The 26,656-nt window shown below is 68.0% G+C and carries 23 protein-coding genes; 14 read left to right on the forward strand and 9 right to left on the reverse strand.

Going from position 1 to position 26,656, the window contains the following annotated elements; genetic code table 11:
- Nucleotides 1–6 precede the first annotated feature (6 nt).
- Both ACFVVI_RS20490 and ACFVVI_RS20495 read left to right on the forward strand, forming a co-directional pair.
- Complete coding sequence (locus ACFVVI_RS20490; protein WP_378631758.1) at nt 7–444, forward strand: MarR family winged helix-turn-helix transcriptional regulator; 438 nt, start codon at nt 7–9, stop codon at nt 442–444.
- 60 nt (nt 445–504) lie between these two features.
- On the forward strand, nt 505–1,797 hold the full coding sequence (locus tag ACFVVI_RS20495) for a M18 family aminopeptidase (RefSeq protein WP_378658054.1): 1,293 nt from the start codon (nt 505–507) through the stop codon (nt 1,795–1,797).
- Between the two features lie 40 nt (nt 1,798–1,837).
- Here ACFVVI_RS20495 and ACFVVI_RS20500 read toward each other — a convergent pair whose 3' ends face one another.
- A complete protein-coding gene (locus ACFVVI_RS20500) occupies nt 1,838–3,094 on the reverse strand; it encodes a glycosyltransferase 87 family protein (RefSeq protein ID WP_387446327.1) in 1,257 nt (418 codons plus the stop codon).
- Nucleotides 3,095–3,257: 163 nt separating this feature from the next.
- Between ACFVVI_RS20500 and purL the strand changes: the two genes are divergently transcribed.
- Both purL and ACFVVI_RS20510 read left to right on the forward strand, forming a co-directional pair.
- Nucleotides 3,258–5,552, forward strand: coding sequence for a phosphoribosylformylglycinamidine synthase subunit PurL (gene purL, locus ACFVVI_RS20505; RefSeq protein WP_378990593.1), 2,295 nt, complete (start codon nt 3,258–3,260; stop codon nt 5,550–5,552).
- Nucleotides 5,553–5,573: 21 nt separating this feature from the next.
- On the forward strand, nt 5,574–7,343 hold the full coding sequence (locus ACFVVI_RS20510; protein WP_387446329.1) for an alpha/beta hydrolase: 1,770 nt from the start codon (nt 5,574–5,576) through the stop codon (nt 7,341–7,343).
- Nucleotides 7,344–7,389: 46 nt separating this feature from the next.
- Here the strand turns inward: ACFVVI_RS20510 and ACFVVI_RS20515 are convergent, their stop codons facing one another.
- Nucleotides 7,390–7,677, reverse strand: a complete 288-nt coding sequence (locus tag ACFVVI_RS20515; protein WP_056818759.1) for a YiaA/YiaB family inner membrane protein — start codon at nt 7,675–7,677, stop codon at nt 7,390–7,392.
- Between the two features lie 155 nt (nt 7,678–7,832).
- On the opposite strand from ACFVVI_RS20515, the gene ACFVVI_RS20520 reads away from it, so the two are divergent.
- Both ACFVVI_RS20520 and ACFVVI_RS20525 read left to right on the forward strand, forming a co-directional pair.
- Nucleotides 7,833–9,536: an alpha/beta hydrolase gene (locus tag ACFVVI_RS20520; protein WP_387446540.1), complete on the forward strand. Its 1,704-nt coding sequence runs from the start codon at nt 7,833–7,835 to the stop codon at nt 9,534–9,536.
- Complete coding sequence (locus ACFVVI_RS20525; protein ID WP_387446332.1) at nt 9,533–10,162, forward strand: CPBP family intramembrane glutamic endopeptidase; 630 nt, start codon at nt 9,533–9,535, stop codon at nt 10,160–10,162. Before ACFVVI_RS20520 ends, ACFVVI_RS20525 begins: the two co-directional genes overlap by 4 nt.
- A gap of 6 nt (nt 10,163–10,168) precedes the next feature.
- Here ACFVVI_RS20525 and ACFVVI_RS20530 read toward each other — a convergent pair whose 3' ends face one another.
- Together ACFVVI_RS20530 and ACFVVI_RS20535 are read right to left on the reverse strand one after the other, a co-directional pair.
- Nucleotides 10,169–11,035, reverse strand: coding sequence for an alpha/beta fold hydrolase (locus ACFVVI_RS20530; RefSeq protein WP_387446333.1), 867 nt, complete (start codon nt 11,033–11,035; stop codon nt 10,169–10,171).
- Between the two features lie 82 nt (nt 11,036–11,117).
- Nucleotides 11,118–11,618, reverse strand: coding sequence for a hypothetical protein (locus ACFVVI_RS20535; protein ID WP_387446335.1), 501 nt, complete (start codon nt 11,616–11,618; stop codon nt 11,118–11,120).
- Nucleotides 11,619–11,709: 91 nt separating this feature from the next.
- Here ACFVVI_RS20535 and ACFVVI_RS20540 point away from each other — a divergent pair, with 91 nt between their 5' ends.
- Nucleotides 11,710–12,123, forward strand: a complete 414-nt coding sequence (locus ACFVVI_RS20540; RefSeq protein WP_387446336.1) for a sterol carrier family protein — start codon at nt 11,710–11,712, stop codon at nt 12,121–12,123.
- A gap of 19 nt (nt 12,124–12,142) precedes the next feature.
- Here ACFVVI_RS20540 and ACFVVI_RS20545 read toward each other — a convergent pair whose 3' ends face one another.
- A complete protein-coding gene (locus ACFVVI_RS20545; RefSeq protein WP_379311936.1) occupies nt 12,143–13,408 on the reverse strand; it encodes a YhgE/Pip domain-containing protein in 1,266 nt (421 codons plus the stop codon).
- A gap of 298 nt (nt 13,409–13,706) precedes the next feature.
- On the opposite strand from ACFVVI_RS20545, the gene purF reads away from it, so the two are divergent.
- The 6 genes from purF (at nt 13,707) to purM (ending at nt 22,042) form a co-directional block, all read left to right on the forward strand.
- Nucleotides 13,707–15,287, forward strand: a complete 1,581-nt coding sequence (gene purF / locus ACFVVI_RS20550) for an amidophosphoribosyltransferase (RefSeq protein WP_378631779.1) — start codon at nt 13,707–13,709, stop codon at nt 15,285–15,287.
- Between the two features lie 278 nt (nt 15,288–15,565).
- The gene (locus ACFVVI_RS20555) at nt 15,566–17,173 is read left to right on the forward strand and encodes an ABC transporter substrate-binding protein (protein WP_378990585.1); all 1,608 of its coding nucleotides are present in this window, start codon (nt 15,566–15,568) and stop codon (nt 17,171–17,173) included.
- Nucleotides 17,174–17,226: 53 nt separating this feature from the next.
- Nucleotides 17,227–18,267: an ABC transporter permease gene (locus tag ACFVVI_RS20560; RefSeq protein ID WP_358070928.1), complete on the forward strand. Its 1,041-nt coding sequence runs from the start codon at nt 17,227–17,229 to the stop codon at nt 18,265–18,267.
- On the forward strand, nt 18,267–19,217 hold the full coding sequence (locus ACFVVI_RS20565) for an ABC transporter permease (RefSeq protein ID WP_378990584.1): 951 nt from the start codon (nt 18,267–18,269) through the stop codon (nt 19,215–19,217). Before ACFVVI_RS20560 ends, ACFVVI_RS20565 begins: the two co-directional genes overlap by 1 nt.
- A complete protein-coding gene (locus ACFVVI_RS20570) occupies nt 19,210–20,874 on the forward strand; it encodes an ABC transporter ATP-binding protein (RefSeq protein ID WP_378990583.1) in 1,665 nt (554 codons plus the stop codon). Before ACFVVI_RS20565 ends, ACFVVI_RS20570 begins: the two co-directional genes overlap by 8 nt.
- Nucleotides 20,875–20,962: 88 nt before the next feature.
- The gene (purM, locus tag ACFVVI_RS20575; protein WP_101464588.1) at nt 20,963–22,042 is read left to right on the forward strand and encodes a phosphoribosylformylglycinamidine cyclo-ligase; all 1,080 of its coding nucleotides are present in this window, start codon (nt 20,963–20,965) and stop codon (nt 22,040–22,042) included.
- A 290-nt stretch (nt 22,043–22,332) separates the two neighbouring features.
- Here the strand turns inward: purM and ACFVVI_RS20580 are convergent, their stop codons facing one another.
- The 4 genes from ACFVVI_RS20580 to ACFVVI_RS20595 form a co-directional block, all read right to left on the reverse strand.
- Entirely contained in the window at nt 22,333–22,560 is a 228-nt protein-coding gene (locus ACFVVI_RS20580) for a DUF3073 domain-containing protein (protein ID WP_067448610.1), read from the reverse strand.
- Nucleotides 22,561–22,735: 175 nt separating this feature from the next.
- On the reverse strand, nt 22,736–23,686 hold the full coding sequence (locus ACFVVI_RS20585; RefSeq protein ID WP_378990581.1) for an asparaginase: 951 nt from the start codon (nt 23,684–23,686) through the stop codon (nt 22,736–22,738).
- Between the two features lie 55 nt (nt 23,687–23,741).
- Entirely contained in the window at nt 23,742–24,407 is a 666-nt protein-coding gene (locus ACFVVI_RS20590; protein ID WP_387446337.1) for an MOSC domain-containing protein, read from the reverse strand.
- Between the two features lie 11 nt (nt 24,408–24,418).
- Entirely contained in the window at nt 24,419–25,522 is a 1,104-nt protein-coding gene (locus ACFVVI_RS20595; protein WP_387446338.1) for a YgfZ/GcvT domain-containing protein, read from the reverse strand.
- Between the two features lie 122 nt (nt 25,523–25,644).
- On the opposite strand from ACFVVI_RS20595, the gene ACFVVI_RS20600 reads away from it, so the two are divergent.
- Nucleotides 25,645–26,550: an aminodeoxychorismate lyase gene (locus tag ACFVVI_RS20600; protein WP_378631794.1), complete on the forward strand. Its 906-nt coding sequence runs from the start codon at nt 25,645–25,647 to the stop codon at nt 26,548–26,550.
- Nucleotides 26,551–26,656: the final 106 nt, after the last annotated feature.

Raw genomic sequence — 26,656 nt, forward strand, 5'->3', positions numbered from 1 at the left:
GTGGGAATGCAATCGGTGTCCATCATAAGTGGGTATTCCACGCTGCACGGCGCCCTGCGCTCCGCGGAGCGCAACTGGGTAGGCCGGCTCGAATCGGCGCTGTCGGCTGACAATCTCACGGCCGACCACTGGGCGATCCTGTCGCAGCTGTCCACCGACGACGGGATGACGATGTCGGAACTGGCCGCCCAGGCGCGGCTGGCCCCGTCGTCGGCCACCCGGCACGCGGACAATCTCGCCGAACGCGGATTGATCTTCCGGGTCGCCGCCACCGACGATCGTCGCCGGATCCTGATCGGCTTGAGCAGTCTCGGGGCCAAACTGGCCGCCAGGATCCGCGCGCAGGAAAAGCTCGCGGAGGAAGAATTACGCTGCCGCCTGGGGAATCGCCGCTACGGCGAGTTACTGGCCGCGCTCGCGGTGATCGCCGAACGCGACGACTGATCCGAGCGCGGTATTCCGGGGCGGGGTGCCGGGGCACGGCATCGTGCCTAGGATCGCAGGATGCCGGTTTCCTTGACAGCGGCCACGGCCAGCGGATTGTGTGCCTTCATCGATGCGTCACCCTCGCCCTTCCATGTGTGTGCGACGGTGGCGGCCGAGCTGGACGGCAACGGTTTCACGCCGTTGACGGAGGCGTCGGCGTGGGATGACGCGGGCGGCAAACACTATGTGGTGCGCGGTGGTTCGCTGATCGCGTGGGCTGACTACGACGCCGTCCCCGCGGCTCCGTTCCGGGTGGTCGGCGCGCACACCGACAGCCCCAACCTGCGCGTGAAGCAGCATCCCGATCTGGCAGGGGCGGGGTGGCAGCTCGTCGGGCTCGAGCCGTACGGCGGGGCTTGGCTGAACTCCTGGCTGGACCGCGAGCTCGGTCTGTCGGGGCGGCTCAGTGTGCGCGAGGGCGCGCGGATGCGCGATGTGCTGGTGCGGATCGACGAGCCGATCCTGCGGGTGCCGCAGTTGGCCATCCACCTGTCCGAGGACCGGCGCGGGGTCACCCTCGACCCGCAGCGGCACGTGAACGCGATCTGGGGGATCGGCGACGCGCCCGCCTCGTTCCTCGACTTCGTCGCCGAGCGGGCCGAGGTCGACGGTGCCGATGTGCTCGGCTGGGAACTGATGACCCATGACCTCGCGTCGAGCACGATCGTCGGTCGCGACCTCGACCTGGTGAGCGCGCCGCGGCTCGACAACCAGGGCACCTGCTACGCCGGACTGCAGGCCTTCCTCGCGGCCGCCGACGAGCCGGGTGCGGCGACGGCGGTGCTGGTGATGTTCGACCACGAGGAGGTCGGGAGCCAGTCCGATCGTGGGGCGCAATCGGATCTGCTGCCCGCCGTGCTGGAGCGGATCGTGCTGGCCCGTGGCGGTGGGCGCGCGGATTACCTTGCCGCGCTTGCCGGTTCGGTGGTCGCCTCCGGCGATATGGCGCACGCGACGCACCCGAACTACCCGGACCGGCACGAGCCCGCGCATCGCATCGAGGTCGGCGGTGGGCCGGTGCTCAAGGTGAATCAGAACCTGCGCTACGCCACCGACGCGGCGGGCGCGGGCGCGTTCGCCCTGGCGTGTGCGCAGGCCGGCGTGCCGCTGCAACGGTATGTCCACCGGGCCGACCTGCCCTGTGGCTCGACCATCGGCCCGATGACGGCGGCTCGCACCGGCATGTCGACCGTCGACGTGGGCGCACCCCAGCTCGCCATGCACTCGTGCCGCGAACTGATGGGTGCCGCCGACGTGCCCGCCTATGCCTCGGCCCTCGCGGCCTTCCTCACTCCGGAAGCAACGGACTGACGGCGGCGGGGGATCGGCTCGGCCTCGATGGCCGCCGAGGTCAGGCCGACGCGAGTTCCGGTGCGGCCGAGGACTTTCGGCTGGGGTGGTAGGTGAGCACCGCGTAGACGATCACGGCGAACGTGGTCCACACATAGCTGCTGCCGATGATCTGCTGCCACCAGGCCCAGGCCAGTTCCTTGTCGCCCGAATGTGGCAACACCCACTGCGGGCCCACGATGAACATCACCGTGAACAGAGCGACGAGGGTGGTGACGCCGCGAGAGCGGCGAGACACGGCCAGGCTGACCGCGACGACCAGCGCGGGCGCGACCCAGACCCAGTGATGCGACCACGACACCGGTGAGACCAACAGCACCGCCGCCGCGTTCACCAGCAGCGCGCCGACCTCGTTGCCCACGCCGATCAGGCGGTACATCCACACCGCGGCCAGCGCGATGGTGACCGCCGACAGACCGAGCCACAGGCCCGTCGCCAGCGATTCGTTCAGGCCGAGGCGGAACAGCGTGCCCTTGATCGACTGGTTGCCCGCGAAGTAGGGCGTGCCGATGCGGCCGGTGTCGGAGACGGTGTGGAACCAGTATTCGACCGAGTCCTTGGGGAACAGCAGGAAACCGACGCCCACCGCGCCCGCGGCCGAGACGACCATGGTGGCCGCGGCCTTCCAATCCCGGCGGAGCAGGAAGTACAGCAGATAGCCCGCCGGAATCAGCTTGATCGACACCGCGATGCCGATCAGCATCCCGCGCGGCCAGAACGGCTTGCGCACGAGAATGTCGAGGGCGACCGCGGCCATCAGGATCAGGTTGATCTGGCCGAAGTTGAACGTCTGGCGGACCGGTTCGAGGTACTGGGCGAGGCCGAGCCCGGCGATCAGCACGGTGAGCACCGAGATCCGGTCGAGTTCGGGGCGCACGCGAACCAGCACCAGCCACAACACGATTCCCAGGCTCGCCAGCGAGGTCAGCAGCACGACGACCTCGGCGACCACCAGCGGCATCAGCGCCAGCGGCACGAAGAACATCGCGGCCAGCGGGGGGTAGGTGAACGGCAGGCCCAGCCCGTACACCGGCGGCATCGGGCCGTAGAGGTCGCCGCCGTCGAGCCACACCCGCGCGCCGTTGCGGTAGACCTGCAGGTCGATGAACCCGTGCCACCAGTGCGCCAGCAGTGCGACGGCGGCGGAGACCACGAACAAACCGATGGCGGCGGTCAGCCAGCGTCGTTGGCGGTCCGGGTTGTCGGAATCGGGAATACGCGGCTCGACCTGCTCGGCAACCCCCGGACTTTCGTTCACAGCGCCAGAGTAATGGGTACCCCAATGGCCCAACCGCAAGTGTGACCAGACCGAATCCGGCCGCCTCCCCAGCGTGAGGGCAGGACGGGCGGCAGGCGGTTACCCCGCAACCATTAGACTCTGCAGATCAAGTTCCCCCCGGCCGAAAGGACCCTGGTCTCCCGTGACACTGCAGGTCGACACCGTCGCTACCGCCGCAGCCACCCCGGATGCTCCGCAGCCGTACAAGGAACTCGGTCTCAAAGACGACGAGTACGCCCGCATCAAGGAGATTCTGGGCCGTCGGCCCACCGATGCCGAGCTGGCGATGTACTCGGTGATGTGGAGCGAGCACTGCTCCTACAAGTCCTCCAAGGTGCATCTTCGCTATTTCGGTGAAACCACCACCGACGAGATGAAGGCCTCGATGCTGGCCGGGATCGGCGAGAACGCCGGCGTGGTCGACATCGGCGACGGCTGGGCCGTCACCTTCAAGGTGGAAAGCCACAACCACCCCTCCTACGTGGAGCCCTACCAGGGCGCGGCCACCGGCGTCGGCGGCATCGTGCGCGACATCATGGCCATGGGCGCGCGCCCGATCGCGGTGATGGACCAGCTGCGCTTCGGTGCGGCGGACGCCCCCGACACCCGTCGCGTGGTCGACGGCGTGGTGCGCGGCGTCGGCGGCTACGGCAACTCGCTCGGCCTGCCCAATGTCGGCGGCGAGACCGTGTTCGACGCCTCCTACCAGGGCAACCCCCTCGTGAACGCGCTGTGCGCGGGCGCGATGCGCGTGGAAGACCTGCACCTGGCCTTCGCCTCGGGCAACGGCAACCGGATCATCCTGTTCGGCGCGCGTACCGGCCTCGACGGCATCGGCGGCGTGTCCGTGCTCGCCTCGGACTCCTTCTCCGGTGACGAGTCCGGCACCGGCCGCAAGAAGCTGCCCGCCGTGCAGGTGGGCGACCCGTTCACCGAGAAGGTACTCATCGAGTGCTGTCTCGACCTGTACGCGGCCGGGCTGGTCGTCGGCATCCAGGACCTCGGCGGCGCCGGTCTGTCCTGCGCCACGTCCGAACTCGCCGCGGCGGGCGACGGCGGCATGCACATCGACCTGACCAAGGTCCCGCTGCGCGCCGCGCACATGACCCCCGCCGAGATCCTGTCGAGCGAATCGCAGGAGCGCATGTGCGCGGTCGTCACGCCGGAGAACGTCGACGCGTTCATGGCCGTCTGCAAGAAGTGGGACGTGCTGGCCACCGACATCGGTGAGGTCACCGACGGCGACCACCTCGTCATCACCTGGCACGGCGAGACCGTGGTGGACGTACCGCCGCGCACCGTCGCCCACGAGGGCCCGGTGTACGAGCGTCCCGTGCAGCGCCCCGACACCCAGGACGCGCTGATCGCCGACACCACCGCCACCCTGACCCGGCCCAAGACCGGCGACGAGCTGCGCGAGACCTTGCTCACGATGATCGCCAGCCCGCAGCTGTGCAGCCGCAAGTGGATCACCGAGCAGTACGACCGTTACGTGCGCGGCAACACCGTGCTGGCCGAGCACGCCGACGCGGGCGTCGTCCGCATCGACGAGTCCTCGGGCCGCGGTATCGCGCTGGCCACCGACGCGTCGGGCCGCTACACCAAGCTCGACCCGTACACCGGCGCGCAACTGGCGCTGGCCGAGGCGTTCCGCAATGTCGCCACCACCGGCGCCACCCCCAAGGCCGTCACCAACTGCCTGAACTTCGGTTCCCCGGAGGATCCGGGCGTGATGTGGCAGTTCCAGCAGGCCGTGCGCGGTCTCGCGGATGGTTGTGCGGCGCTGGGCATTCCGGTGACCGGCGGCAACGTGAGCTTCTACAACCAGACCGGCAAGGACGCCATCCTGCCCACCCCGGTGGTCGGCGTGCTCGGCGTGATCGACGATGTGCACCGCCGCATCCCGACCGGCCTCGGCCTCGAGCCGGGCGAGTCGCTGATCCTGCTCGGCGAGACCCACGACGAGCTGGACGGCTCGATCTGGTCGCAGGTCACCCACGACCACCTCGGTGGCGTGCCGCCGCGCGTCGACTTCGCCCGCGAGCAGCTGCTCTCGGAGGTGCTCACCTCGGGTTCGCGCGACGGCATGATCTCCGCCGCGCACGACCTGTCCGAGGGTGGCCTGGCACAGACCGTCATCGAGGCGGCGCTGGCAGGCGAAACCGGTTGCCGCATCGTGCTCCCCGAGGGTTCTGACCCGTTCGTGCAGCTGTTCTCCGAGTCGGCCGGACGCGTGCTCGTCGCGGTGCCGCGTTCGGAGGAGACCCGGTTCACCAAGATGTGTGACGCGCGGCAGCTGCCGTGGGTGCGCATCGGCGTGGTCGACCAGGGCTCGGATTCGGTCGAGGTGCAGGGGCAGTTCTCCGTGACACTCGCCGAATTGCGCGAGGCATTCGAAGGCACGCTGCCTAAGCTGTTCGGAGCGCACACCGCCTGATCGGACAGAGGAGTCGAGCTTGTGACCACTGAGGATACGAGCTCGGCTTCTCCACCGGCAGTTCGCGAGAACCTCTTCATCAGGGGAATTCACCTGGTGGAGAGGTTTTTTCATCCCAACTACGCCGGCTTGATCGTGGCGACGTTGTTCTTCGGGTTGTCGCTGACACCCTCGCTGCTGCCGCGTGACTGGTTCTTCCAGGGGCTGGTCAGCGGCATCAACGCGACGATCGGCTATGGGCTCGGTTGCTTGCTGGCGTGGGCCTGGCGCAAATGGGTGGCGCCGCGGATCACCTGGCCCGAGCAGGTGCGCACGGCATGGGCTCGGCGGCCGAGCTGGCTGGTGGTGGCGCTGCAGAGCGCGATCGTGATGGCGTGCCTGATCTTCGCGGTGCTGATGAGCATCCAGTCCTCGAAGTGGCAGCGGCAGATCACCGATCTGATGGGGATGGAGCCGGTGTCCGACGCGGGGTATCCGCGGACGGTGCTGGTCGGCGCGGTGGTGGTCGGACTGCTGATCTGGATCTCGCGCCTGGTGATGCGATTGGTGCGCGCGGTGACGCGGGCGCTGAACCAGTGGGTGCGGATTCCGGCGGCGTTCGCCCGGCCGCTCGGGGTGATCGTCGTGCTGGTGGCCGCGGTGCTGCTGTTCAACGGTGTGCTGGCGAAAGGCTTTTTCGCCGTCGCCAATTCGGCGTTCAGCGCGCGCAACAGTCACACCTCACCGAACGCGGTCCAGCCGACGCTGCCCGAACGCTCCGGCAGCCCTGAGTCGCTGGCCAAGTGGGACACGCTGGGTTCGGAGGGCCGATGGTTCGTGGCGAACGCGCCGACCGCTCTCGCGATCGGGCAGGTCACCGGAAAGCCCGCGCGCGAACCGATTCGGGTCTACGCGGGGCTGGAATCCGCGGACGGGGTCGAGGCGCAGACCGATGTGGCCATCGCCGAACTCGACCGCACCAAGGCCTTCGAACGCGAAGTGCTGGTGGTGATCAGCACCACCGGCACCGGCTGGGTCGATACCGTCAGCGCCGAGGCGATCGAGTTGATGTTCGGCGGCGACACCGCGCTGGTGGCGACGCAGTACTCGTATCTGCCCAGCGCGCTGTCGTTCCTGTCCGACCGGGACAAGTCGATGACCATGGGGCGCACGCTGTTCGACAAGGTGTACGAACGCTGGTCGGCGCTGCCCGAAGACGCCAGGCCCAAGCTGCTGGTCTACGGCGAGAGCCTCGGTTCGCAGGGGTCGGAGGGTGCGTTCTCCGGTCTGGCCGACATTCGCAACCGCACCGACGGCGTGCTGTGGGTGGGACCGCCCAACTCCAACCGGTTGTGGTCGGAATTCGTGACCCGACGTGACCCCGGCACCGACGAGATCACCCCGATCTACGCCGACGGGATGTCGGTGCGGTTCGCCGCCGACGACGATCAGCTGGCCCGGCCGACGCCGGCCTGGAACGACCCGCGCATCACCTACCTGCAACACGCCTCCGACCCGGTGGTGTGGTGGTCGCCGGATCTGCTGTTCAGTCAGCCGGATTGGTTGCGGGAGAAGCGCGGACCCGATGTTTCACCGGCCATGTCGTGGTATCCCATCGTCACGTTCTGGCAGGTCGCCGCGGATCTGCCGCGCGCGCAGACGGTGTCGGACGGGCACGGCCACAACTACGGCAACCTGGTGCCCGACGCGTGGGCCGCAGTGGCCCAACCATCGGACTACACACCGGAATTGGCTGCCCGGATTCGGGTGTTCCTCGAAGAATCCATGGCTACCGAACGTCAGTTGAAGTGACGAACCGGGGGCGCCGAACCCCTCGATCGGCGCCGCCCGGCTCGGCTCACGACACCGATTTGAACGGATTGTGTTCGGCGATCAGCTGTTCCAGCCGCGCCTCGTCGATCCGCCCGATCAGTGACTGAGTCTCCTGCTGGTCGCGCACGACCTTGGCGAGGGTGAAGCAGCTGGTCACCAGGAACAGGCCCGACATCGCCAGGAACGCGCGCTGCCAGCCGTCCAGCGGCAGGTACGCGATTCCGGCGCCGGTCCCGAACAGGCTCACAGCGAACGCGATCGCGGCCTGGGCCATGTAGGCCGAGGTGTTCTTCGGCTTGGTGTTTGTGCTCATGGCTCTCAGTGTGCTGATCCTCGGTGTCGCGATCGCGCGTACAACTACTCGAGTGCGGTACGTAGTTTGTGAGCGGCTCCGCAGTCACAAATCCGGTGATTGTCGGTACCGGCCGCCATACTGGGGCGGTGACCGAGCGCGCTTCGACTACCGCGATGCTGCGTGCGCGCGGCGCCGTGGTCTTGCGGCGCGTCGAGGTCGTCGTCGATCTGAATTACGTCGGATTGGTGCTGGCAACGCTGTTCTTCGGGCTGTCGGTGACGCCTTCGCTGGTGCCGCGTGACTGGCTGTTCCAGGGGCTGATCAGCGGGATCAACGCCGCGATCGGTTACGGGCTCGGATGTGTGCTCGAGTGGTTGTTCCGGCGGTGGGTGCGGTCGCGGATTCCGATTCCGAGCCCGTCCGATCGGCTGCGATACGCGATCAAGGCGACCGTGCTGGTGGGGTGTGCGCTGGTGGCGGCGCTGATGCTGGTGCAGTCGGCGCGGTGGCAGCGCGAGATCACCTCGCTGATGGGGATGGCGGGCACCACCACGCCCGCCTATCTGCGGACCGGACTGCTCAGCATGGCCGTCGGGGTGGCGGTGGTGGCCGCGTATCGGACGGTGCGCGTCATGGTGCTCGGCCTGGCTCGCCAGCTCAATCGGTGGGTGCGGGTGCCGCGCGAAGTGGCGCCCGCCGCCGGGTTGCTGGTGCTGGTCGTGCTCGCGGTGACGATCTTCAACGGCGTCGCCTCGCGGGCATTCTTCGCGGTGGCCAACTCGGCGTTCAGCGTGCGCAACGATCGGGCCACGCCGTACGCGGTGCAGCCGATCGCGCCGGAGCGTTCGGGGAGTCCGGGATCGCTGGCGCCGTGGCAGTCGCTGGGGTTCGAGGGGCGGTGGTTCGTGTCCAACGGGCCGAGTGCCGCCGCGATCACCGAGGTGACGGGAAAGACCGCGCGCGAACCCATCCGGGCCTATGTGGGGTTGGAGTCGGTGACTCGGGACCAGACCGCCGCGCAGCTGGCCGTCGCCGAACTGGAGCGGACCAAAGCCTTCGAACGCGAGGCGATGGTGGTGGTCACGACGACCGGGACCGGGTGGGTCAACGGGATGGCCGCGGGCGCCGTGGAATACCTCTACGGCGGGGATACGGCGATCGTGGCGACCCAGTTCTCGTATCTGCCCAGCGTGCTCTCGTTCCTGTCGGACCGGGACAAGGCGGCCGCGGCCAGCCGGGAGCTGTTCGACGCGGTGTACGAGCGGTGGTCGGCCCAGCCGGAGGGGCATCGGCCCAAACTGTTCGTCTATGGGGAGAGCCTGGGTTCGCAGGGGTCGGAGGAGGCGTTCGACGGGCTGGCCGATCTTCGCGAGGAGGTCGACGGCGCGTTGTGGGTGGGGCCGCCGAATTCGAATCGGTTGTGGCGGCAGTTCGTCGACCGCCGTGATCCGGGGACGCCCGCGGTGGCGCCGGTGTACGCGGACGGGCTCGTCGTCCGATTCGCCGATGACGCGACAGATCTCGATCGCGCCGAGCCGTGGCGCGAACCCCGCATCGCCTATCTGCAACATCCGTCCGACCCGATCGTGTGGTGGTCGGCCGATCTGATCTTCACCCGGCCGGATTGGTTGAGCGAACCGCGCGGTCCCGATGTGTCGACACAGATGCGGTGGGCGCCGTTCGTGACGTTCTGGCAGGTCACGGCCGATCTCACCAACGCGCAGGGGGTGGTCGACGGGCACGGGCACCGGTACGGGAGTTTGGTGCTGGACGGGTGGTTGGCCGTCGCGGCGCCGCCGGGGTTGAACGGTGATGTCGTCGAAAGCATCCGTGTCGCACTGGAATCGGCGGAAACCTACGAGCGGGAGGTGAAGTGAGAAGGCTCGAAGCCGTTGCCGCGCTGGCCCTTCCGCTGCTGTGGAGCAACCGGGTTCTCCCCGCTCTCGATCTTGCGCTGCGGGGCCGCACCGCGGCGAACATCGCTTTCGCGACGGGCTACACGAAACTCTTTCGGGGTAACCCGAACTGGTTGTCGCCCAGTGGCTTCCGCTGGGGTTTCGGCAGTGCGGCCGTCGTCGTCGCCGGCTACGCCGTCGCCCTGTCGATCCCGTCCCTGCGTCGCCTCCCGCTCGAGATCGCTGTCCGCGCACCGGAGACATCGACCCTCGAATGGATCGGCCTGCACATCCCCGTGGGCACGGTCCTGGCCGAGGAAGCCGTCTTCCGCGGAACCCTCGACCCGGTGCTCGCCGAGAGCGCCGGGTCGCTCGCACCCGTGATCAGCGCCCTCGATTTCGGCCTCTGGCACATCCGACCGGCACGGGTCGCGGGCGATCCGGTTGTCCCCACGGTGCTGGCCACCACCCTCGCCGGCCTCGTTTTCACCGAACTCCGGCGCCGGTCGGGTAGCGCCACCGCGCCCGCGCTCCTGCATCTGGCGATCAATGCCGGCGGAGCGCTCGCGCCCGCCGCCGCTCGGTGGGTGGACGGGCTGCGGCGGTAACCCCGCTCAGGCAGTCGCGACGAAATCGGCGACGGCCTCGGTGAAGGCGTCGTTGTCGTCGCCCGCGGCGGTGTGGGCCGCGGCGCTGATCTCGGCCAGGCGGGCGTGCGGTGTGAGCGCCAGGAATGCCGCGGCGCCCTCGTCGCTGACCACGTCGGACTTGCCGCCGCGGATCAGCAGGACCGGGATGGTGAGCGCCTCGGCGGCGGCTTCCATCTCGACGATGCGGGCTTCCGGGTCGTCGTTGACGTCGCTGATCAGGTCCGGGTCCCAGTGCCAGTACCAGCGGCCGTCCCGCTGACGCAGGTTGCGCAGGAGACCGTCGGCGTTGTCGGGACGCGGGCGGTGCGGCAGGTAGGCGGCGACCGCGTCGGCCACCTGGTCGAGGGTGTCGAAACCGTCGCGGTGCCTGCCGAGGAAGTCCATCACGCGCGCCACGCCCGTGGACTCCGAGCGGGGCACGATGTCGACCAGCACGAGTGCGCGGATCGCGCTGCCACCCGGCGTCGCGGTGGCGAGCAGCCCGGTGATCCCGCCCATGCTGGCCCCGACCACCACAGCGCCCGCGTCCCGCGTCGCACCGAGCTGTTCGAGCACGGTGTGCAGGTCGGCCACCATCACGGTCCTGGAGTAGTCCGCCTCCGGTGACCAATCGCTGTCCCCGTGTCCCCGCGCGTCGACGGCGACAACTCGCATCCCCGCCGCGGCCAGCGCCCGTCCCGTCCGCTTCCACGAATGCCGGTTCTGTCCGCCGCCGTGCAGCATCACGACCAACGGGCCGCCTTCGGCGCCGAAGCTGTCCGCGACCAGGGCGAGCCCGTCGGCAGCGCGCAATCGCAGCGTTGTCGGCTCGAGGGGATCGGTGACACTCATAGGACGAATGTACGACGAGCCCCGCCGATCGGCGCCGTCGGGCGTTCGATCGGCCGTCGGGGCGCTGCCGTGAGCCCCTGTTTCAGCTGTCGGACCTGGTCCAGGTCAGGTACTCGGCGTCGCGGGACGGTGTGCCGTTCCACGGGTGCTCGGGGAAGTCCTCGTCGCGCACTTCGGTCCGGCCAGGGAGGTGGGCGCACACGCAGGCGATGGTCAATGTGTCTGTGCGGGAGCCGAGTTCGTCGGCCTTGAGCTCGTGAGCCAGGTCGGTGGCGACCGGGAGGAGGTCGTTCATCGTCGCGGTGCCCGGCAGGCAGAGGTCGAGGTACAAGTCGACCGAGCCCGGTCGCCCGGGCGAGACGGCCGATCTTCCCGCGGCTATGCGGACATCCGGTGGCAGGCGGGTGCGCTGCATGAATTTCGAGAGGTCGAATCCGGCGATCGTTTGTGGGCCGGTCACGTATTTGCCCTGGCACGCCAGCACGGTCTGTGGCGGATCGGGCGGGGTGGTGTCGTCGGGCGTCTGGCAGGCGGCGATCAGCGTCGCCGCGGGGATCGAGATCAAGGCTGTCGCGCGTCTCATCGGAAGTCACGCTAGCGGGTGTTCGACGTTCGGGTCACGGAGTCGGCTCGGGTGACCGGAATGTCGGTGAACGTCGGTAGCGTCTCGCGGTATGGCTGGACGGAATGTGGTCGACCCCGCGCAGGTGCGGGCGGCTGTGCTGGGTGTGGGGGAGTGGTTGCGGGATCCGGCGTTGCCGGTGCCGGGGCGGGGGGAGTTGGGGGCCGCGGTGAAGGGGACGGCGCGGGCCCTGGCGGGGAGTGCGCCGGGGCATTCGGTGGAGGTGCGGGTGCCGCCGTTCGTGGCCGTGCAATGCATCGAGGGGCCTCGGCATACCCGGGGGAATCCGCCGAATGTGGTGGAGACGGATGCGCGGACCTGGTTGTTGCTGGCTACCGGGCTGCTCGGATTCGACGACGCGGTGCGGGCGGGGGTGGTGAGCGCCTCGGGGACAAGGGCGGGGGAGATCGCGGGGTGGCTGCCGATCGTGCCGTTGCCCGCGCGGGACGACCCGGCTGCCGAGTAGCGGCAACCGGGTCGCCAACTCACGCGGCCGCGGTGTGCTTGCGGTGCAGGCCCTTGTAGTCGTAGTAGCGGGTGATGATCGTGCCGAGGACGACGGCGATCGCGATGCCGAGCAGCGACATCCAGATGCCGCGGTCGAGACCCGCCGCATAGCTGGCGTCGAAGTACAGGATCGAGCGGACACCGAGGAACACCTGGTGCATCGGCTCGAATTCGGCGAGCCACGCGAGATAGGTCGGCGTCGCCTCGATCGGGACGGTACCGCCGGAGGACGGCAGACCGAGGATGACGAACAGGGTCAGGTTCACCAGCAGACCCGCGGTGCCCAGGGCGGCCAGCGTCATCAGCGCGGTCCAGCCGACCGCGATCATGGCGAGCACCGAGAACAGGAACAGGGCGAGCGGATTGTCGACCGGCATGCCCACTACCTTCGCCACCAGCAGGAACACCAGCGAAACGATCACCGCGACCAGCGCCGAAACCCCCCACTTGATGAGCAGGGTGTGAAAGCGCGAGATCGGGGTCGGCGGATAGTGCACGGACCAGGGGCCGTATTCGGTGGGCATGAAGCCGAGCTGGGAATCGACCATCGTGTGGATCACCATCGCCCCGACCATCCCGGCCAGCAGCAGGAGCAGGGAGAAGAAGAATGCCGTCAGGCCGATCCCGGTGCCGCTCGGCAGCGGACGGAATTCCTGCGCGACCACATCGATCGGGCTCTCGAGGGTGATCATGGCCGCGCCGGACACCTGCGGCGGCGGCGCGCCCGCCGGTGTTTCGGCCAGGGTCGCCCGTACCTGCTCGGTCAGTTGGAGCCCGACCTGCTTGTCGACCTCCGACAGCGCCCGGTCGCCGATGCGCTGCACGATCCCGACGCCGTAGGCGCCCATGCGCGGGTTGGTCTGCAGGGTGATGATCGGCCGTTCCATCTCGCCGGGCACGATGCTGCCCGTGCCGAGAATGCCCAGGCGTTTGCTGAAATCGCCGGGGATGATGATCGCGCCGTACACCTGTCCGGTGCGCAGCAACTGCTCGGCCTCCGATTTTCCGACGACGCGCAAGTCGATCTGATCGGCGGGCACGCCCGCGACGAGCGCATCCGCGATCTGCTTGCCGAAATCGACCTGCTTGCGCTGATCGCCCGAGCCCATGACATCGCCGACGTCGGAATCGACGAGCGCGATCGGGAAGTCGTGCAGATTCTTCTCCGGGTCGGCGATATAGCCGAGGTACATGAAGCCGAGCAGTGCGGTGAGCACGGTCAAGACCGCGGTCGGCGCGAGCACGATGCGAGCCCAGTGACGCCGATTCAAGTTCGGTGTGGCGAACGTCGCTTCGCCGAGAGGTTTCTGGTCGGAATCAATCGGCTCCGCACCGGTGTTGTCGCTATGCGACCCGGTTCCACCGGCTGCAACGTGTGCACTGTCGTCCGTCGTCACGATGCGCACCGTAACAGCTCTGTGTGGCCGATCGGCGGGTTCGTGACCAGTGGATTGCTGCCGGGATGCGAGCGCGCGTACTACCCGCTGCGGATGACCCGTAGACTGACTAGTGCCCCCAGCCCGCCCGAACAGGGAGCAAACGGTGACCGACGTCGATCCCACGATCGTCCCCACGCCCAATACCCCCGACGAGATCGAACACGACCCTCGCGAGGAGTGTGGCGTCTTCGGCGTCTGGGCTCCCGACGAAGACGTGGCGAAGCTCACCTACTACGGCCTGTACGCCCTGCAGCATCGCGGGCAGGAGGCGGCCGGAATCGCCGTTTCCGACGGCTCCCAGATCCTGGTCTTCAAGGATCTCGGCCTGGTCTCCCAGGTCTTCGACGAGCAGACGCTCGCGGCAATGCCGGGGCATATCGCCGTCGGGCACTGTCGCTACTCCACCACCGGTGGCGTCACCTGGGAGAACGCGCAGCCGATCTTCCGCACCACCTCCGTCGGCTCCGGCCTCGCTCTGGGCCACAACGGCAACCTGGTGAACACCGCCGAATTGGCCGGTCGCGCACGCGAACTCGGCCTGATCGGCGCCGGTGTGATCGATGGCCGCCCGCAGATGACCGGCGCCACCTCCGACTCCGACATCGTCACCGCGCTGCTGGCGCACGCCTCGGCGGACTCCAGCATCGAGGCCGCCGCGATGGAGCTGCTGCCGCAGCTGCGCGGCGCGTTCTGCCTCACCTTCATGGACGAGCACACCCTCTACGCCGCGCGTGACCCGCACGGCGTGCGCCCGCTGGTGCTGGGCAGGCTCGACCGTGGCTGGGTCGTCGCGTCCGAGACCGCCGCGCTCGACATCGTCGGTGCCGCGTTCGTCCGTGAGATCGAGCCGGGCGAGCTGCTGGCCATCGACTCCGAGGGCGTGCGCTCCATGCGTTTCGCCAATCCCGAGCCCAAGGGTTGCGTCTTCGAGTACGTGTACCTGGCGCGCCCCGACACCACGATCGCCGGTCGCTCGGTGCACTCCACCCGCGTGGAGATCGGCCGCAAGCTGGCCAAGGAGCATCCGGTCGAGGCCGACCTGGTGATCCCGGTGCCCGAGTCGGGCACGCCCGCCGCGGTGGGTTACGCCCAGGGCTCCGGCATTCCGTACGGCCAGGGCCTGATGAAGAACGCCTATGTGGGCCGTACCTTCATCCAGCCCAGCCAGACGATCCGTCAGCTCGGCATCCGCCTCAAGCTCAACCCGCTGCGCGAAGTGATCCGGGGCAAGCGACTGATCGTCGTCGACGACTCCATCGTGCGCGGCAACACCCAGCGCGCGCTGATCCGCATGCTGCGCGAGGCCGGTGCACTCGAGATCCACGTGCGCATCGCGTCGCCGCCGGTGAAGTGGCCCTGCTTCTACGGCATCGACTTCGCCTCGCGCGCGGAGCTGATCGCCAACGGCACCGGCGCCGACGACAGCTACGCCGACATGGTCGAGAACGTGCGCCGCTCCATCGGCGCCGACACTCTCGGCTACGTCTCCACCGAGGGCATGATCGCCGCCACCGAGCAGCCGCGCTCGCGACTGTGCACCGCCTGCTTCACCGGCGACTACCCGATCGAACTGCCGCCGGAGGCCGCCATCGGCAAGAACGTGCTCGAGGGGATGCTCTCGGGCAAGGCCGAGTCGAAGCTGCTCGGTGAGAACGCCAACGTGGACGCACTGAGCCGTCCATAACACGTGTCGGCGGTAAAGACACGTCGCACTACGCCGCACCAGAGGGGCCGGACAGGATAAACCTGATCGGCCCCTTTTGTGTTGTGTACGAGAGTAATTCCGGTAACCGGCAATTTCGTAAGATTAGTTCATAACATGGCGGCAATAATTCGGACCATTTGAAACTGGGCGGTAATGGTTCACCTGTACGGTCCCTCGATATATCGCTAGCTCACCATGTAGTCGTCGCCCCTGTGATCCGGGTGCGACGGCTGCGCGGCGTTCGAGAATGGGACCTGATGTTGAACAAGGCACGAAGTACGCGCGCGAAACAAATTGCCGCAGTGGGTATTACCGCCGCTGTCGCCGCCGCGCTGGCCGGTTGTGGCTCCGGCCGCACCGATGAGGCGGGCTCCGGTGCGGGCCTGGTCGTCGGTACCACCGACAAGATCTTCTCGCTCGACCCGGCCGCGGCATACGACAACGGTTCGCTGCTGGTGGAGAACCAGATCTATTCGTATCTGCTGAACTTCGCACCGGGCGATACCACGCCCAAGCCCGACGCGGCGGAAAAGTGCGAATTCACCACTCCCACTGTGTACACCTGCAAGATCAAGTCCGGGCTGAAATTCGCCAGCGGTAACCCGCTGACCGCGAAGAGCGTGAAGTTCTCCTTCGACCGGATGGTGAAGATCAACGATCCGCACGGTCCCGCGTCGCTGCTCGGCAATCTCGAGAAGACCGATGTGGTCGACGATCTCACCGTCGCGTTCACGCTGAAGGTCGCCAACGATCAGACCTTCCCGACCATCCTGCCGACCCAGGCGGGCCCCATCGTCGACGAGGCGGTGTTCCCGGCCGACAAGGTGGCCACCGACGACGAGGTCGTCAAGGCCAAGGGCTACTCCGGCCCGTACACGATCTCGAGCTACGACAAGAACAAGCTCGTCGAGTACCAGGCCAACCCCGATTACCAGGGCATCCTCGGCACACCGAAGACCAAGACGGTGTCGACCAAGTACTACGCCACCTCCGACAACCTGAAGCTGGACCTGCAGAACGGCGCCATCGACGTCGGCTACCGCTCGTTCACCCCCACCGACATCGACTCCCTGCGGGCCGATTCCAAGGTGAAGGTCACCGACGGCCCCGGCGGCGAGCTGCGCTACGTGGTGTTCAACATGAACACCATGCCGGGCAACACCCCGGAGCAGAAGCTGGCCGTACGCAAGGCATTCGCGTCCTCCGTCGACCGCGAAGCACTGGCCAACGGCGTCTACAAGGGCACCTATCAGCCCGCCTTCGGCTACGTGCCCGCCGGCATGGCGGGTGCGGCCGAGCCGCTCAAGGACCTCTACGGCGCCAAGCCGGACAAGGCCGCGGCCGCGAAGTTCCTCGCCGACGCGGGCGTGACCACCCCGGTGACGCTGAACCTGCAGTACAACCCCGATCACTACGGCTCGAGCTCCTCGGAGGAGTACGCGGCGGTCAAGTCGCAGCTGGAGGCCTCGGGTCTGTTCAAGGTGAACCTGCAGTCCACCGAGTGGGTGACCTACCAGAAGGAGCGCGCCTCCGACGGTTACCCGATGTACCAGTTCGGCTGGTTCCCGGACTTCCCGGACGCCGACAACTACCTGACGCCGTTCTTCGGCCCGAACAACTTCCTGCAGTCGCACTTCGAGAACCCCGGCATCAATGCCCAGCTCACCGCCGAGACCACCGAGGGCGACCCCACCAAGCGGGCCGAGTTGCTGAAGAAGATCCAGACCGATCTGGCGCAGAACTTCCTGCCGACCCTGCCGCTGCTCTCGGGTAAGCAGGTCGCGGTGTCGAAGCCGGGCGTCGACGGTGTCGATCAGACCCTCGACGGCTCCTTCAAGTTCCGGTTCACGGTTCTGAGCAAGTGAGTGACGTTGCTGCTGCGCCCGGATCACCGATCCGGGCGCGGCGTTTCGGGTGGATGCGCGGCGGGGGTTCCCGCCAGGTGGCTTTGCTGCGGTACCTGCTGATTCGGCTGTTGCTGATTCTGCCGACCGCGTGGTTGCTGGTGACAGTGGTGTTCTTCCTGATGCGGGTGATCGGTGACCCGATCAGCGCGGCCATGGGTGGCCGGCTGACCCAGGACCAGATCGAAGACCGCAAGGAAGCCGCGGGGCTCAATCGCCCTATCCTGACGCAGTATTGGGAGTACATCACCGGCTTCCTGCACGGTGACTTCGGACGGACCCAGGACAACCAGGCGATCAGCGATGTGGTGATCACCTACGGTGCCGCCACCTTCGAACTCGTCTTCTGGGGTCTGCTCGTGGCGTTCGCGGTCGGTGTTCCGCTGGGCAGATACGCCGCGACACACCGGGATACGCCCTCGGACGCGTTCCTGCGGTTCTCCGCGGTGCTGGCCTACGCGGCACCGGTGTTCTTCGTGGGCATGCTGCTCAAGCTGATCTTCTCGGTATGGCTGGGCTGGTTCCCGGTCGGCGGCCGGGCCAGCACCGACGTAGAGCTGGCGCTGCAACATGTCTCGCCGAAGACGAACATCCTGATCATCGATTCGATCCTCTACGGCGAACCGTCCTATGTGCTCGACGTGCTCGAACACGCGGTGCTGCCCGCGGTGGCCCTTGGGCTGCTCACCGGCGGCATCTTCCTGCGGCTGGTGCGGGTGAACCTGATCCAGACGCTGCGCAGCGATTTCGTCGAGGCGGCGCGGGCGCGCGGATTGTCCACGCGGGTGGTCACCGGTAGGCACGCGGTGCGCAACGCGCTGATCCCGATCATCACGGTGATGGGCATGTGCATCGCGATGATGCTCGGCGGCGCGGTGCTCACCGAGACCACGTTCGAATGGAAAGGCCTGGGCTATCAGCTCGCCGAGTATCTGCGGGCGCGCGACTTCATCGCGGTGCAGGGCATCGTGGCGTTCATCGCGCTGGTTGTCGCGGTGATGAGCTTCGTCGTCGACGCCATCGTCGCGCTGATCGACCCGAGGGTGAGGTTCTGATGACTACCGCTGTGAAACGCCGGCGTCTGCCCGGCGCCGAACTGTTGTCGAAAACCTCGGGGCTGCAACGGGTCACCCTCATCACCGGCTTGGTGCTGGTCGGTGTGTTCGTGTTCGTGGCGGCGTTCGCGCCGTTGCTCGCGCCCTACGGGCTGGCCCAGAACTCCGCTGACGGAGTGGCTTTCGTGCCGCAGCAAGGTCCCTCGGCCGAGCACTGGTTCGGTACCTCGGTGCGCAGCGAGGACGTGCTCTCGCGGGTGCTGTTCGGCGCGCGCACCGCGCTGCTGGTGATCGCGATCTCGGTGACGCTGTCGCTGCTGATCGGCGTGCCGCTGGGGCTGCTGTCGGGGTTCGTGGGGCGCTGGGTGGACAAGACGCTGGTGCTGATCATGGACGCCATCTACGCGTTCCCGTCGCTGCTGCTGGCGATCGTGGTGTCGATCGTCGTCGCGGGCGGCACGTCGAGCAGTCTCGGCGGCATGCTGTCGGCGGCCATCGCGATCACGGTTGTCTATGTGCCGCAGTACTTCCGGGTGGTGCGCAACGCGACGGTCGCGGTGAAGACCGAGCCGTACGTGGACGCCGCCCGGGTGACCGGGGCGTCGACGACGCGAATCATGTTCCGCCACATCCTGTCCAACGTCACCGGCTCGCTGCCGGTGATCGTCACGATCAATGCCGCCGACGCCATCCTCACCCTCGCCGCGCTCGGCTTCCTCGGGTTCGGCATCGAACCCACCCAGGCCGCCGAGTGGGGCTACGACCTGAACAAGGCGCTCAACGATGTCTCCAACGGCATCTGGTGGACCTCGATCTTCCCCGGCACCGCGATCGTGCTGGTGGTGCTCGGGATGACGCTGGTCGGCGAGAGCCTCGACGAAACACTGAACCCGCTGCTGCGCACCCGGCGTGCGGTCACCTCGGCAGACAAGGAAACAGTCGATGAGTGAAAAGACCGCCGCACTGGCTGTTTCGGGGTTGTCGGTCACTTTCTCGACCGACAGCGGGCCCGTGAACGCGGTACGCAACGTGTCCTACGAGGTGTTCCCCGGTGAGGTGCTCGCCATCGTCGGCGAGTCCGGGTCGGGCAAATCGGTGAGTTCGCGCACCGCCATCGGACTGCTGCCGCATTCGGCGTCGGTGCGCGGGCTGGTGACCATCGGCGACCGGCCGGTCACCTCGATGACCGAACGTCAGCTCACCGCACTGCGCGGCGGCGAGGTGTCGATGGTGTTCCAGGAACCGGCGCGTGCGCTGGACCCGCTGTTCACCGTCGGCTTCCAGATCTGTGAAGCGCTGCGCGCGCACAGCGGGATGGGCCGAAAAGCCGCCAAGGCCAAGGCGATCGACCTGTTGCGCCTGGTCGGTCTGCCCGATCCCGAGCATCGCGTCGACTACTACCCGCACCAGCTCTCCGGCGGGCAGAAACAGCGCGTGATGATCGCGATCGCCATCTCGTGTGAGCCGAAGGTGATCATCGCCGACGAGCCGACCACCGCGCTCGATGTCACCGTGCAGGCCGAGATCCTGGAACTGCTGCGCGATCTGCGCGATCGGCTCGGCAGCGCGATCGTGCTGATCACCCACAACATGGGTGTCGTGGCCGACCTCGCCGATCGGGTGGTGGTGATGCGCGCGGGCGAGGTGGTCGAGCAGGCGCCGGTGCACGAGCTGTTCGCCAGCCCGAAGGCCGACTACACCAAGGCGCTGCTCGATGCCGTTCCGCATCTCGGTGCGGCGACCATCGAGCGGCCCGTGATCGACCGGACCGTCGAGCCCGTGCTCGATGTGAAGGATCTGGTCGTCACGTTCCCCGGGCCGTTCGGCCGGCCCGCCTTCCGGGCCGTCGACGGCGTCAGCTTGCAGATCAGGCCGGGGGAGACCCTGGGGCTGGTCGGCGAGTCGGGGTCGGGCAAGTCGACCATCGGGCGCTGCGTGGCCGCGTTGCAACGGCCGAGCGAGGGGCACGTGCTGATTCGCGGGCAGGACATCGCGGATCTGTCCCAGCGCAAGCTGCGGCCGATCCGGCGGCGGTTCGGGTTCGTGTTCCAGGACCCGGCCGGATCCCTCAACCCCCGCCTGACCGTCGGCGAATGCGTCGCCGAGCCCCTGGTCGTGCACGGCATCGGTGACAAGGCGAGCATTCGCGCGCGGGTCAGGCACATGCTCGACGACGTGCAGCTGCCCGCGGGCACCGAGAACCGGTACCCGCACGAACTGTCCGGCGGGCAGCGTCAGCGGGCGAGTCTGGCGCGCGCGCTCGTGCTCGACCCCGATCTGCTCGTGGCCGACGAGCCCACCAGCGCGCTCGATGTGTCGGTGCAGGCGGCGGTACTCGAGCTGTTCGCCGAGTTGCAGCGTGGTTGCGGTTGGGCGTGTCTGTTCATCAGCCACGACCTCGCCGTCGTCGACCAGCTCGCGGACCGGATCATGGTCCTGCGCGAGGGATCTTGCGTCGAGGAAGGCGACAACGAACAGATCCTGCGCAACCCGCAGCACGAGTACACCCGCCGCCTCGTTGCCGCCGTTCCGGTCCCCGACCCGGTCGAACAGCGGCGGCGTCGCGCCGAGATCGCCGCCACATTCGCCACCGAACTGGAACAATGAGGTAGGAGCCGCACGACACCTGGACTGGCGGATCACATAGAGTTACTAGGCATCTATCCGCCGATTCGGTTTGGAGCTTTCCCCCACAATGACTGAACAGACACCCAGCGGTGCAGGCGCTTCCTACGCTGCGGCGGGCGTGAGCATCGAAGCCGGTGACCGCGCCGTCGAATTGTTCGGACCATTGGCCAGGAAGGCCAGCCGACCCGAGGTGCAGGGCGGTATCGGTGGCTTCGCCGGGCTGTTCGCGCTCAAGGGCGGATACCGGGAGCCGCTGCTGGCCGCCTCCACCGACGGTGTCGGCACCAAGATCGCCGTCGCCCAGGCCCTCGACAAGCACGACACCGTCGGCCTCGACCTGGTCGCCATGGTCGTCGACGACCTGGTGGTGTGTGGCGCCGAGCCGCTGTTCCTGCAGGACTACATCGCCATCGGCAAGGTCATCCCGGAGAAGGTCGCCGAGCTGGTCTCCGGCATCGCCGAGGGCTGCATCAAGGCCGGTTGCGCGCTGCTCGGCGGCGAGACCGCCGAGCACCCGGGTCTGATGGATCCCGATGACTACGACCTGTCCGCCACCGGCGTCGGCGTCGTCGAGGCCGACGCGGTCCTCGGCCCCGACCGGGTGCGTCCCGGCGACGTCGTGATCGCGATGGGCTCCTCGGGCCTGCACTCCAACGGCTACAGCCTGGCGCGCAAGGTGCTGCTCGACATCGATCGGATGTCGCTCACCGGGTACGTCGAGGAGTTCGGCCGCACCCTCGGTGAGGAACTGCTCGAGCCGACCCGCATCTACGCCAAGGACTGCCTCGCGCTGATCGCCGAAACCGACGTGCGCACCTTCTCGCACGTCACCGGTGGTGGCCTGGCCGCCAACCTGGCTCGGGTGCTGCCCGCAGGTCTGGTGGCCGAGCTGGATCGTGGCACCTGGAACCCTGCGCCGGTGTTCAAGATGATCGCTCAGCGCGGCCGCGTCGAGCGGATCGAGATGGAGAAGACGTTCAACATGGGCGTCGGCATGGTCGCGATCGTGGCGCCCGAGGACGCTGACCGTGCGCTGGCGGTGCTCACGGCCCGCCACATCGACTGCTGGACGCTGGGCCAGGTCAAGAAGGCCGCCGATGTCGAAGCGCCGCGTGCGGTGCTGCTGGGCGATCACCCCAGGTTCTGATCTCCGCTACGCACGAGAGCCGGGTCGCGATGGTCGCGACCCGGCTCTCGGTGCATTCAGGGTTTGTTCCGGCCACTGAGTGGTTAACCCATACCCGGAGGGTTTTGACCGTCGGCTCGGGGTGGTCGGGGCCTCGAGGCGGCGAACACGACGAGCGTCCTGTGCATCGCACAGGACGCTCGTCGCGTATTCAGGTATTCGCCGTAACTGCTACTGCGAGCCTGTCGTCACTCACCTGAGAACGGCTGAAAGGGGGAGGCCGGTCGGCCTCCCCCTTCGTCGCTGTCAGGTCAGCGGCGCCAGCTGTCGTAGCCGTCGTCCTCGTCGTTCCAACGAGACGGCGACTCGTCCGCATCATGCTCATCGGACAGCACTGCACTACTCCTGGGTTGGGAGTAGGGCGAAGCATCGCTATCCGACAGCTCGCGCTGAAGGCTCGCGAAGTCCGTCGGCGCGGAGCTGTACTTGAGCTCACGTGCGACTTTGGTCTGCTTTGCCTTAGCCCGGCCACGGCCCATGGCTGACCCCCTCGCGTCACTGCGGGGCGGCCTGGGGTTTGTTGGCGGCCCCGTTCGAATTAATACTCTTCCTGACAGACACTTTAGCGTGTGTCAGGGCGTCGCGCTCCCAGGAGTGGGTGAAGACCTGTCGAAGCGCCCCGGTTTGCCCCTTCTTCGCCCAGACCGCCCGGTCTCAGATGACTCCCGGAATCGCGCGGATCACACCGACTCTGGCGTCGCCGCCGAACACCGCGGTGGCCGCGAGCTGAGTGTGCTGATCGGTCCACTCGACGCCGAGTTCGCGCAGAATCGCCAGCGTCAGAGGCATCCGGGCCCGATCGTGACCGTCTTCGATCTTGTACGCGAAGGCCCTTCCGTCGGGTAGCGCGCCCGCGTGCACGCCGTCGGCGCCGATCTTGCAGAACAGTCCAGGGGTCGCCGACATGGCCAGCAGATCCGGGCCGCTCGTGCCGGAAATCACTCGTGGATTCGCCCGAACGGCATCGGCGATCCGGCGCGGCGCGGTGCCGGACTCGGCCGTGGTGAAGCCGGCGAAGGCGCGCGCGAGGTTGATCAGCGAGACGGGCACGATCGGCAGGCCGCAGCCGTCGATGCCCAGATCGGTCTCCGGTTCGCCGGTGACGTCGGCGACGGTGGCCAGGACCGCTTGCTGCAGCGGGTGCTCGATCTCGAGGTATCCGGTGCGCGGCCAGTCGTTGATCGCGCAGGTCGCCAACATCGCGGCGTGTTTGCCGGAACAGTTCATGTACAGCGGGCTCGGGCCCGCGCCGGTGATCGCGGCGGCGCGGGCCTTCTCCTCGAAGGGCAGGTCGGGTGGGCAGGCGAGGTCGCCGGCGGTGCAGCCGAAGCGATCGAGCAGGCGGCGGACGAGGGCGATGTGGTCGGGTTCACCGAAGTGGGAGGCGGTGGCGATGGCGAGTTCGTCGTCGTCGACGGGATCGAAACCGTTGCGCAGCAGGGCCAGTGCCTGCATCGGCTTGTTGGTGGAGCGCGGGAAGATCGGGCCGTGGATCTCACCGAGTTCGAGGGTGGGGGTGCCGAAGGCGTCGAGGATGACGACGGATCCGCGGTGCACGCACTCACGGAAGCCGGATCGGACGACTTCGACCAGTTCGACACTCATGCGGTCTCCCTCGGGCATGTGGTTACGCGAGATGCCGCCTCCGCGCGCTGACCGCTCATGCCTCGACCTCCACGGCGACGGTTCGGGTTCGGGTGTGGCGGTCGATCTGCATGCGAACGTCGGCGGAGATGGTCGCCTCTTCCGCGCGCAGTCGTTCCAGGCGCACGGGGTCGGCGCCGGTGAACAGATCGCGCACGGTGATGCCGTGTTCGGGAACGTGGACGACGCGGACTTCGTCGCCCGCGCCGATCGTGCCCTCGGTGAGCACCCGGAAGTAGGCGCCGGTATCGGATCGCAGCGCGAACCGTTTCACCCACCGCTGCTCGCCCGACCACTGCTGGAAGGTCGCGCAGGGCACCCGGGGCGCGCTGACCTCGAGCAGGGTGTCGCCGATCGCCCAGTGCGCGCCGAGCACCGCGTCGCTGACCGGCAGGCCGGTCAGGCGCAGGTTCTCGCCGAACCAGCCCGCGGGCAGTTCGCGGTCGAGTTCATCCGCCCAGCGGCGGGCGTCTTCGTCGGCATAGGCGTAGACAGCCTGGTCGATGCCGCCGTGGTGGGCGGTGTCGCAGACGTGGTCACCGTGCAGACCGAGGGCGGCCACCGCTACCCGGCCGTCGACCGGACGCTTGTCGATGGCCGTGCGACCGACACGGGTGCGCACCTCGATCTCGGCGTGGACGACGCACACGGCCTCGACGCGGCCGGTATCGCCGACGCGCATGACCGGACGGTTCATCGCCCGCGCAACCGGTTGACGGCGGCGCGCCCCGCCTGCTCGGTGTCGTCGGCGGGGACCGAGTCGGGGTCGATGGCCGCGGCCATGCTGCCGACCACCAGTTCGGTGCCCGCGGGGACCGAACGCTTGATCAGAGCCAGGGCGATCGGGCCGAGTTCGTAGTGGTCGACGACAGTGCCGAGGCGGCCGACGGTGCGGCCGCCCGCGGTCACGTCGTCACCGGTGGCCGGGCGCTCGTCGGCCGAGCCGTCGAGGTGCAGCAGCACCAGATTGCGCGGGGGCTTGCCGAGGTTGTGGACCCTGGCCACGGTTTCCTGGCCGCGGTAGCACCCCTTGTTGAGGTGGACGGCCCCGTGCTCGTCGATGCCGCCGATCCAGCGGGCCTCGTGCGGGATGGTGCGTTCGTCGGTGTCGACGCCGATGCGCGGCCTCAGTGACGCCACGCGCAGCGCCTCGTAGGCCCACATACCCGCCGGTGCGGCACCGCCCTGGGTGAGCTTGGTCCACCAGGCCGAGAGCTCGGCCCGGGGCACGATCAGATCGAAGGAGTTCGGCATCCGCCGCAGGAATCCACCACCGGGCAGCGCGACCGCTCCGTAGATCTCTGGCAGTTGCGCGATGCCGAGAGCATCGAGCAGCGTGTCCACTCGCGGGCCCAGCAGGCTCAGCACGGCGTGATCCGGCGCGTCCTCGGGCTTGGCGTCGGCCCAGAAGACCATCTTCTGGAGGAACGCCAGCAGCTCGGCGCCGCGGTCGGCCTCGGTATCGAGCCACAGGGTGCCGTCGAGGTCGGTGAGAACGAAGTGATTGAGGACCCGGCCGTTGAGATCGAGGTCGAGAGTCTCGGCGCTGTGCCCGTCGGGTAGCGCGGCGATGTGCTGACTGGTGATGGTGTGCAGCCAGCTCAGGCGCTCGGCGCCGGTGATCGTGGCGACGCTGCGATGGGAGCGATCCACGACCGCGACCCGCTCCGCGGCGGCCTTCTGCTCACCGAACGGATCACCGTAATGCCAGGCGACCGCGGCGTCCGGGGTATCGGGTGCACCCGCGACGGCACCCGGAGTATGGAGAACAGGACTGGGGGAGACGACCTGTGACACGACACCCACTGTAGGCGCGTCTGCCGACACGCGCCGCACGTGGTCGTCTTCGCGGCGCGCGTCGCGAGCTCGATTCGGAGCAGCCATAGGCATAACAGAGCGATAACGCCTACGCTCGGCGCATGGGAGAACGGGTACTTGTGACACTCGACGGGACGGTCGCTGACGCGAACGTGCCGTCGCTCTATGCCGACGACATCGGCGCACTTCGCGGCGATGGCGTATTCGAAACGATTTTGGTGCGCGGCGGCACGGCCACCGCGCTGGAATTCCACCTGGCGCGGCTGCGCCGCTCGGCGCAGGCACTGGAACTGCCGGAGCCGGGCCTGTCGAGGTGGCGCACCGCGGTGGAACTGGCCGTGAAGGAATGGGGCTCGGAAGAGGAAGGAATGTTGCGGCTGATCTACACGCGCGGCCGCGACTCGGAATTCGACGCGCCGCGCTCGGAGCTGGCACCGGAGGATCCGCAACCCACCGCGTATGTGCTCGTCTCCCCGGTACCCGCGCGGGTCGCGACGGCGCGCGCCGAGGGCGTGAAGGTGATGTCGCTGGCGCGCGGCATCTCGGTCGACCTCGCGCAGGCGGCGCCGTGGCAGCTGCTCGGCGCGAAGACGCTGTCGTACGCGACCAACATGGCCGCGCTGCGGTTCGCGCGGCGGATGGGCGCCGAGGACGTGATCTTCCACAGCACCGAACACAAGGTCCTCGAGGGCCCGCGCTCGACGGTGGTGATCGCTCGCGGCAAGCAGCTGATCACCGTGCCCGCCAAGAGCGGCGTCCTGCCCGGCGTCACGCAGCGTGCGCTGTTCAACGTGGCGGAGAAGTCCGGCTGGGAGTGCAAGTACCAGACACTGTTCACCGCGGACCTTTTCGACTGTGACAGCATCTGGCTGCTGTCGAGCATCACCCTCGCCGCTCGAGTGAACCAGCTCGACGGCATTCGCTTGTCGGCGCCCGACAACGCTCAGGAGATCATCGACATGGTCGATCTCGGGATCGACCGGCCGGGGACCATCGGAGACTGGTGATCCGTGTGTGGGGCACGGGTGGGCGTGCCCCTGCGGGAAGGGTTTCCGCGGGCCGTGGCGGTTGTCACGCTCGAACGGGGTGATTCCGGGCGTACGATCTACTACA

Source organism: Nocardia sp. NPDC058114, assembly GCF_042884695.1.
GTDB lineage: Bacteria > Actinomycetota > Actinomycetes > Mycobacteriales > Mycobacteriaceae > Nocardia.

Bases quoted from the DNA above. Each gene is read 5' to 3' on its own strand.
- ACFVVI_RS20490 (WP_378631758.1), top strand. From the start codon at position 7: ATGCAATCGGTGTCCATCATAAGTGGGTATTCCACGCTGCACGGCGCC.
- ACFVVI_RS20495 (WP_378658054.1), top strand. From the start codon at position 505: ATGCCGGTTTCCTTGACAGCGGCCACGGCCAGCGGATTGTGTGCCTTC.
- ACFVVI_RS20515 (WP_056818759.1), bottom strand. From the start codon at position 7,677: ATGAGCACAAACACCAAGCCGAAGAACACCTCGGCCTACATGGCCCAG.
- ACFVVI_RS20520 (WP_387446540.1), top strand. From the start codon at position 7,833: ATGCTGCGTGCGCGCGGCGCCGTGGTCTTGCGGCGCGTCGAGGTCGTC.
- ACFVVI_RS20530 (WP_387446333.1), bottom strand. From the start codon at position 11,035: ATGAGTGTCACCGATCCCCTCGAGCCGACAACGCTGCGATTGCGCGCT.
- ACFVVI_RS20535 (WP_387446335.1), bottom strand. From the start codon at position 11,618: ATGAGACGCGCGACAGCCTTGATCTCGATCCCCGCGGCGACGCTGATC.
- ACFVVI_RS20540 (WP_387446336.1), top strand. From the start codon at position 11,710: ATGGCTGGACGGAATGTGGTCGACCCCGCGCAGGTGCGGGCGGCTGTG.
- ACFVVI_RS20555 (WP_378990585.1), top strand. From the start codon at position 15,566: ATGTTGAACAAGGCACGAAGTACGCGCGCGAAACAAATTGCCGCAGTG.
- ACFVVI_RS20560 (WP_358070928.1), top strand. From the start codon at position 17,227: ATGCGCGGCGGGGGTTCCCGCCAGGTGGCTTTGCTGCGGTACCTGCTG.
- ACFVVI_RS20565 (WP_378990584.1), top strand. From the start codon at position 18,267: ATGACTACCGCTGTGAAACGCCGGCGTCTGCCCGGCGCCGAACTGTTG.
- ACFVVI_RS20570 (WP_378990583.1), top strand. From the start codon at position 19,210: ATGAGTGAAAAGACCGCCGCACTGGCTGTTTCGGGGTTGTCGGTCACT.
- purM (WP_101464588.1), top strand. From the start codon at position 20,963: ATGACTGAACAGACACCCAGCGGTGCAGGCGCTTCCTACGCTGCGGCG.
- ACFVVI_RS20580 (WP_067448610.1), bottom strand. From the start codon at position 22,560: ATGGGCCGTGGCCGGGCTAAGGCAAAGCAGACCAAAGTCGCACGTGAG.
- ACFVVI_RS20585 (WP_378990581.1), bottom strand. From the start codon at position 23,686: ATGAGTGTCGAACTGGTCGAAGTCGTCCGATCCGGCTTCCGTGAGTGC.
- ACFVVI_RS20590 (WP_387446337.1), bottom strand. From the start codon at position 24,407: ATGCGCGTCGGCGATACCGGCCGCGTCGAGGCCGTGTGCGTCGTCCAC.
- ACFVVI_RS20600 (WP_378631794.1), top strand. From the start codon at position 25,645: ATGGGAGAACGGGTACTTGTGACACTCGACGGGACGGTCGCTGACGCG.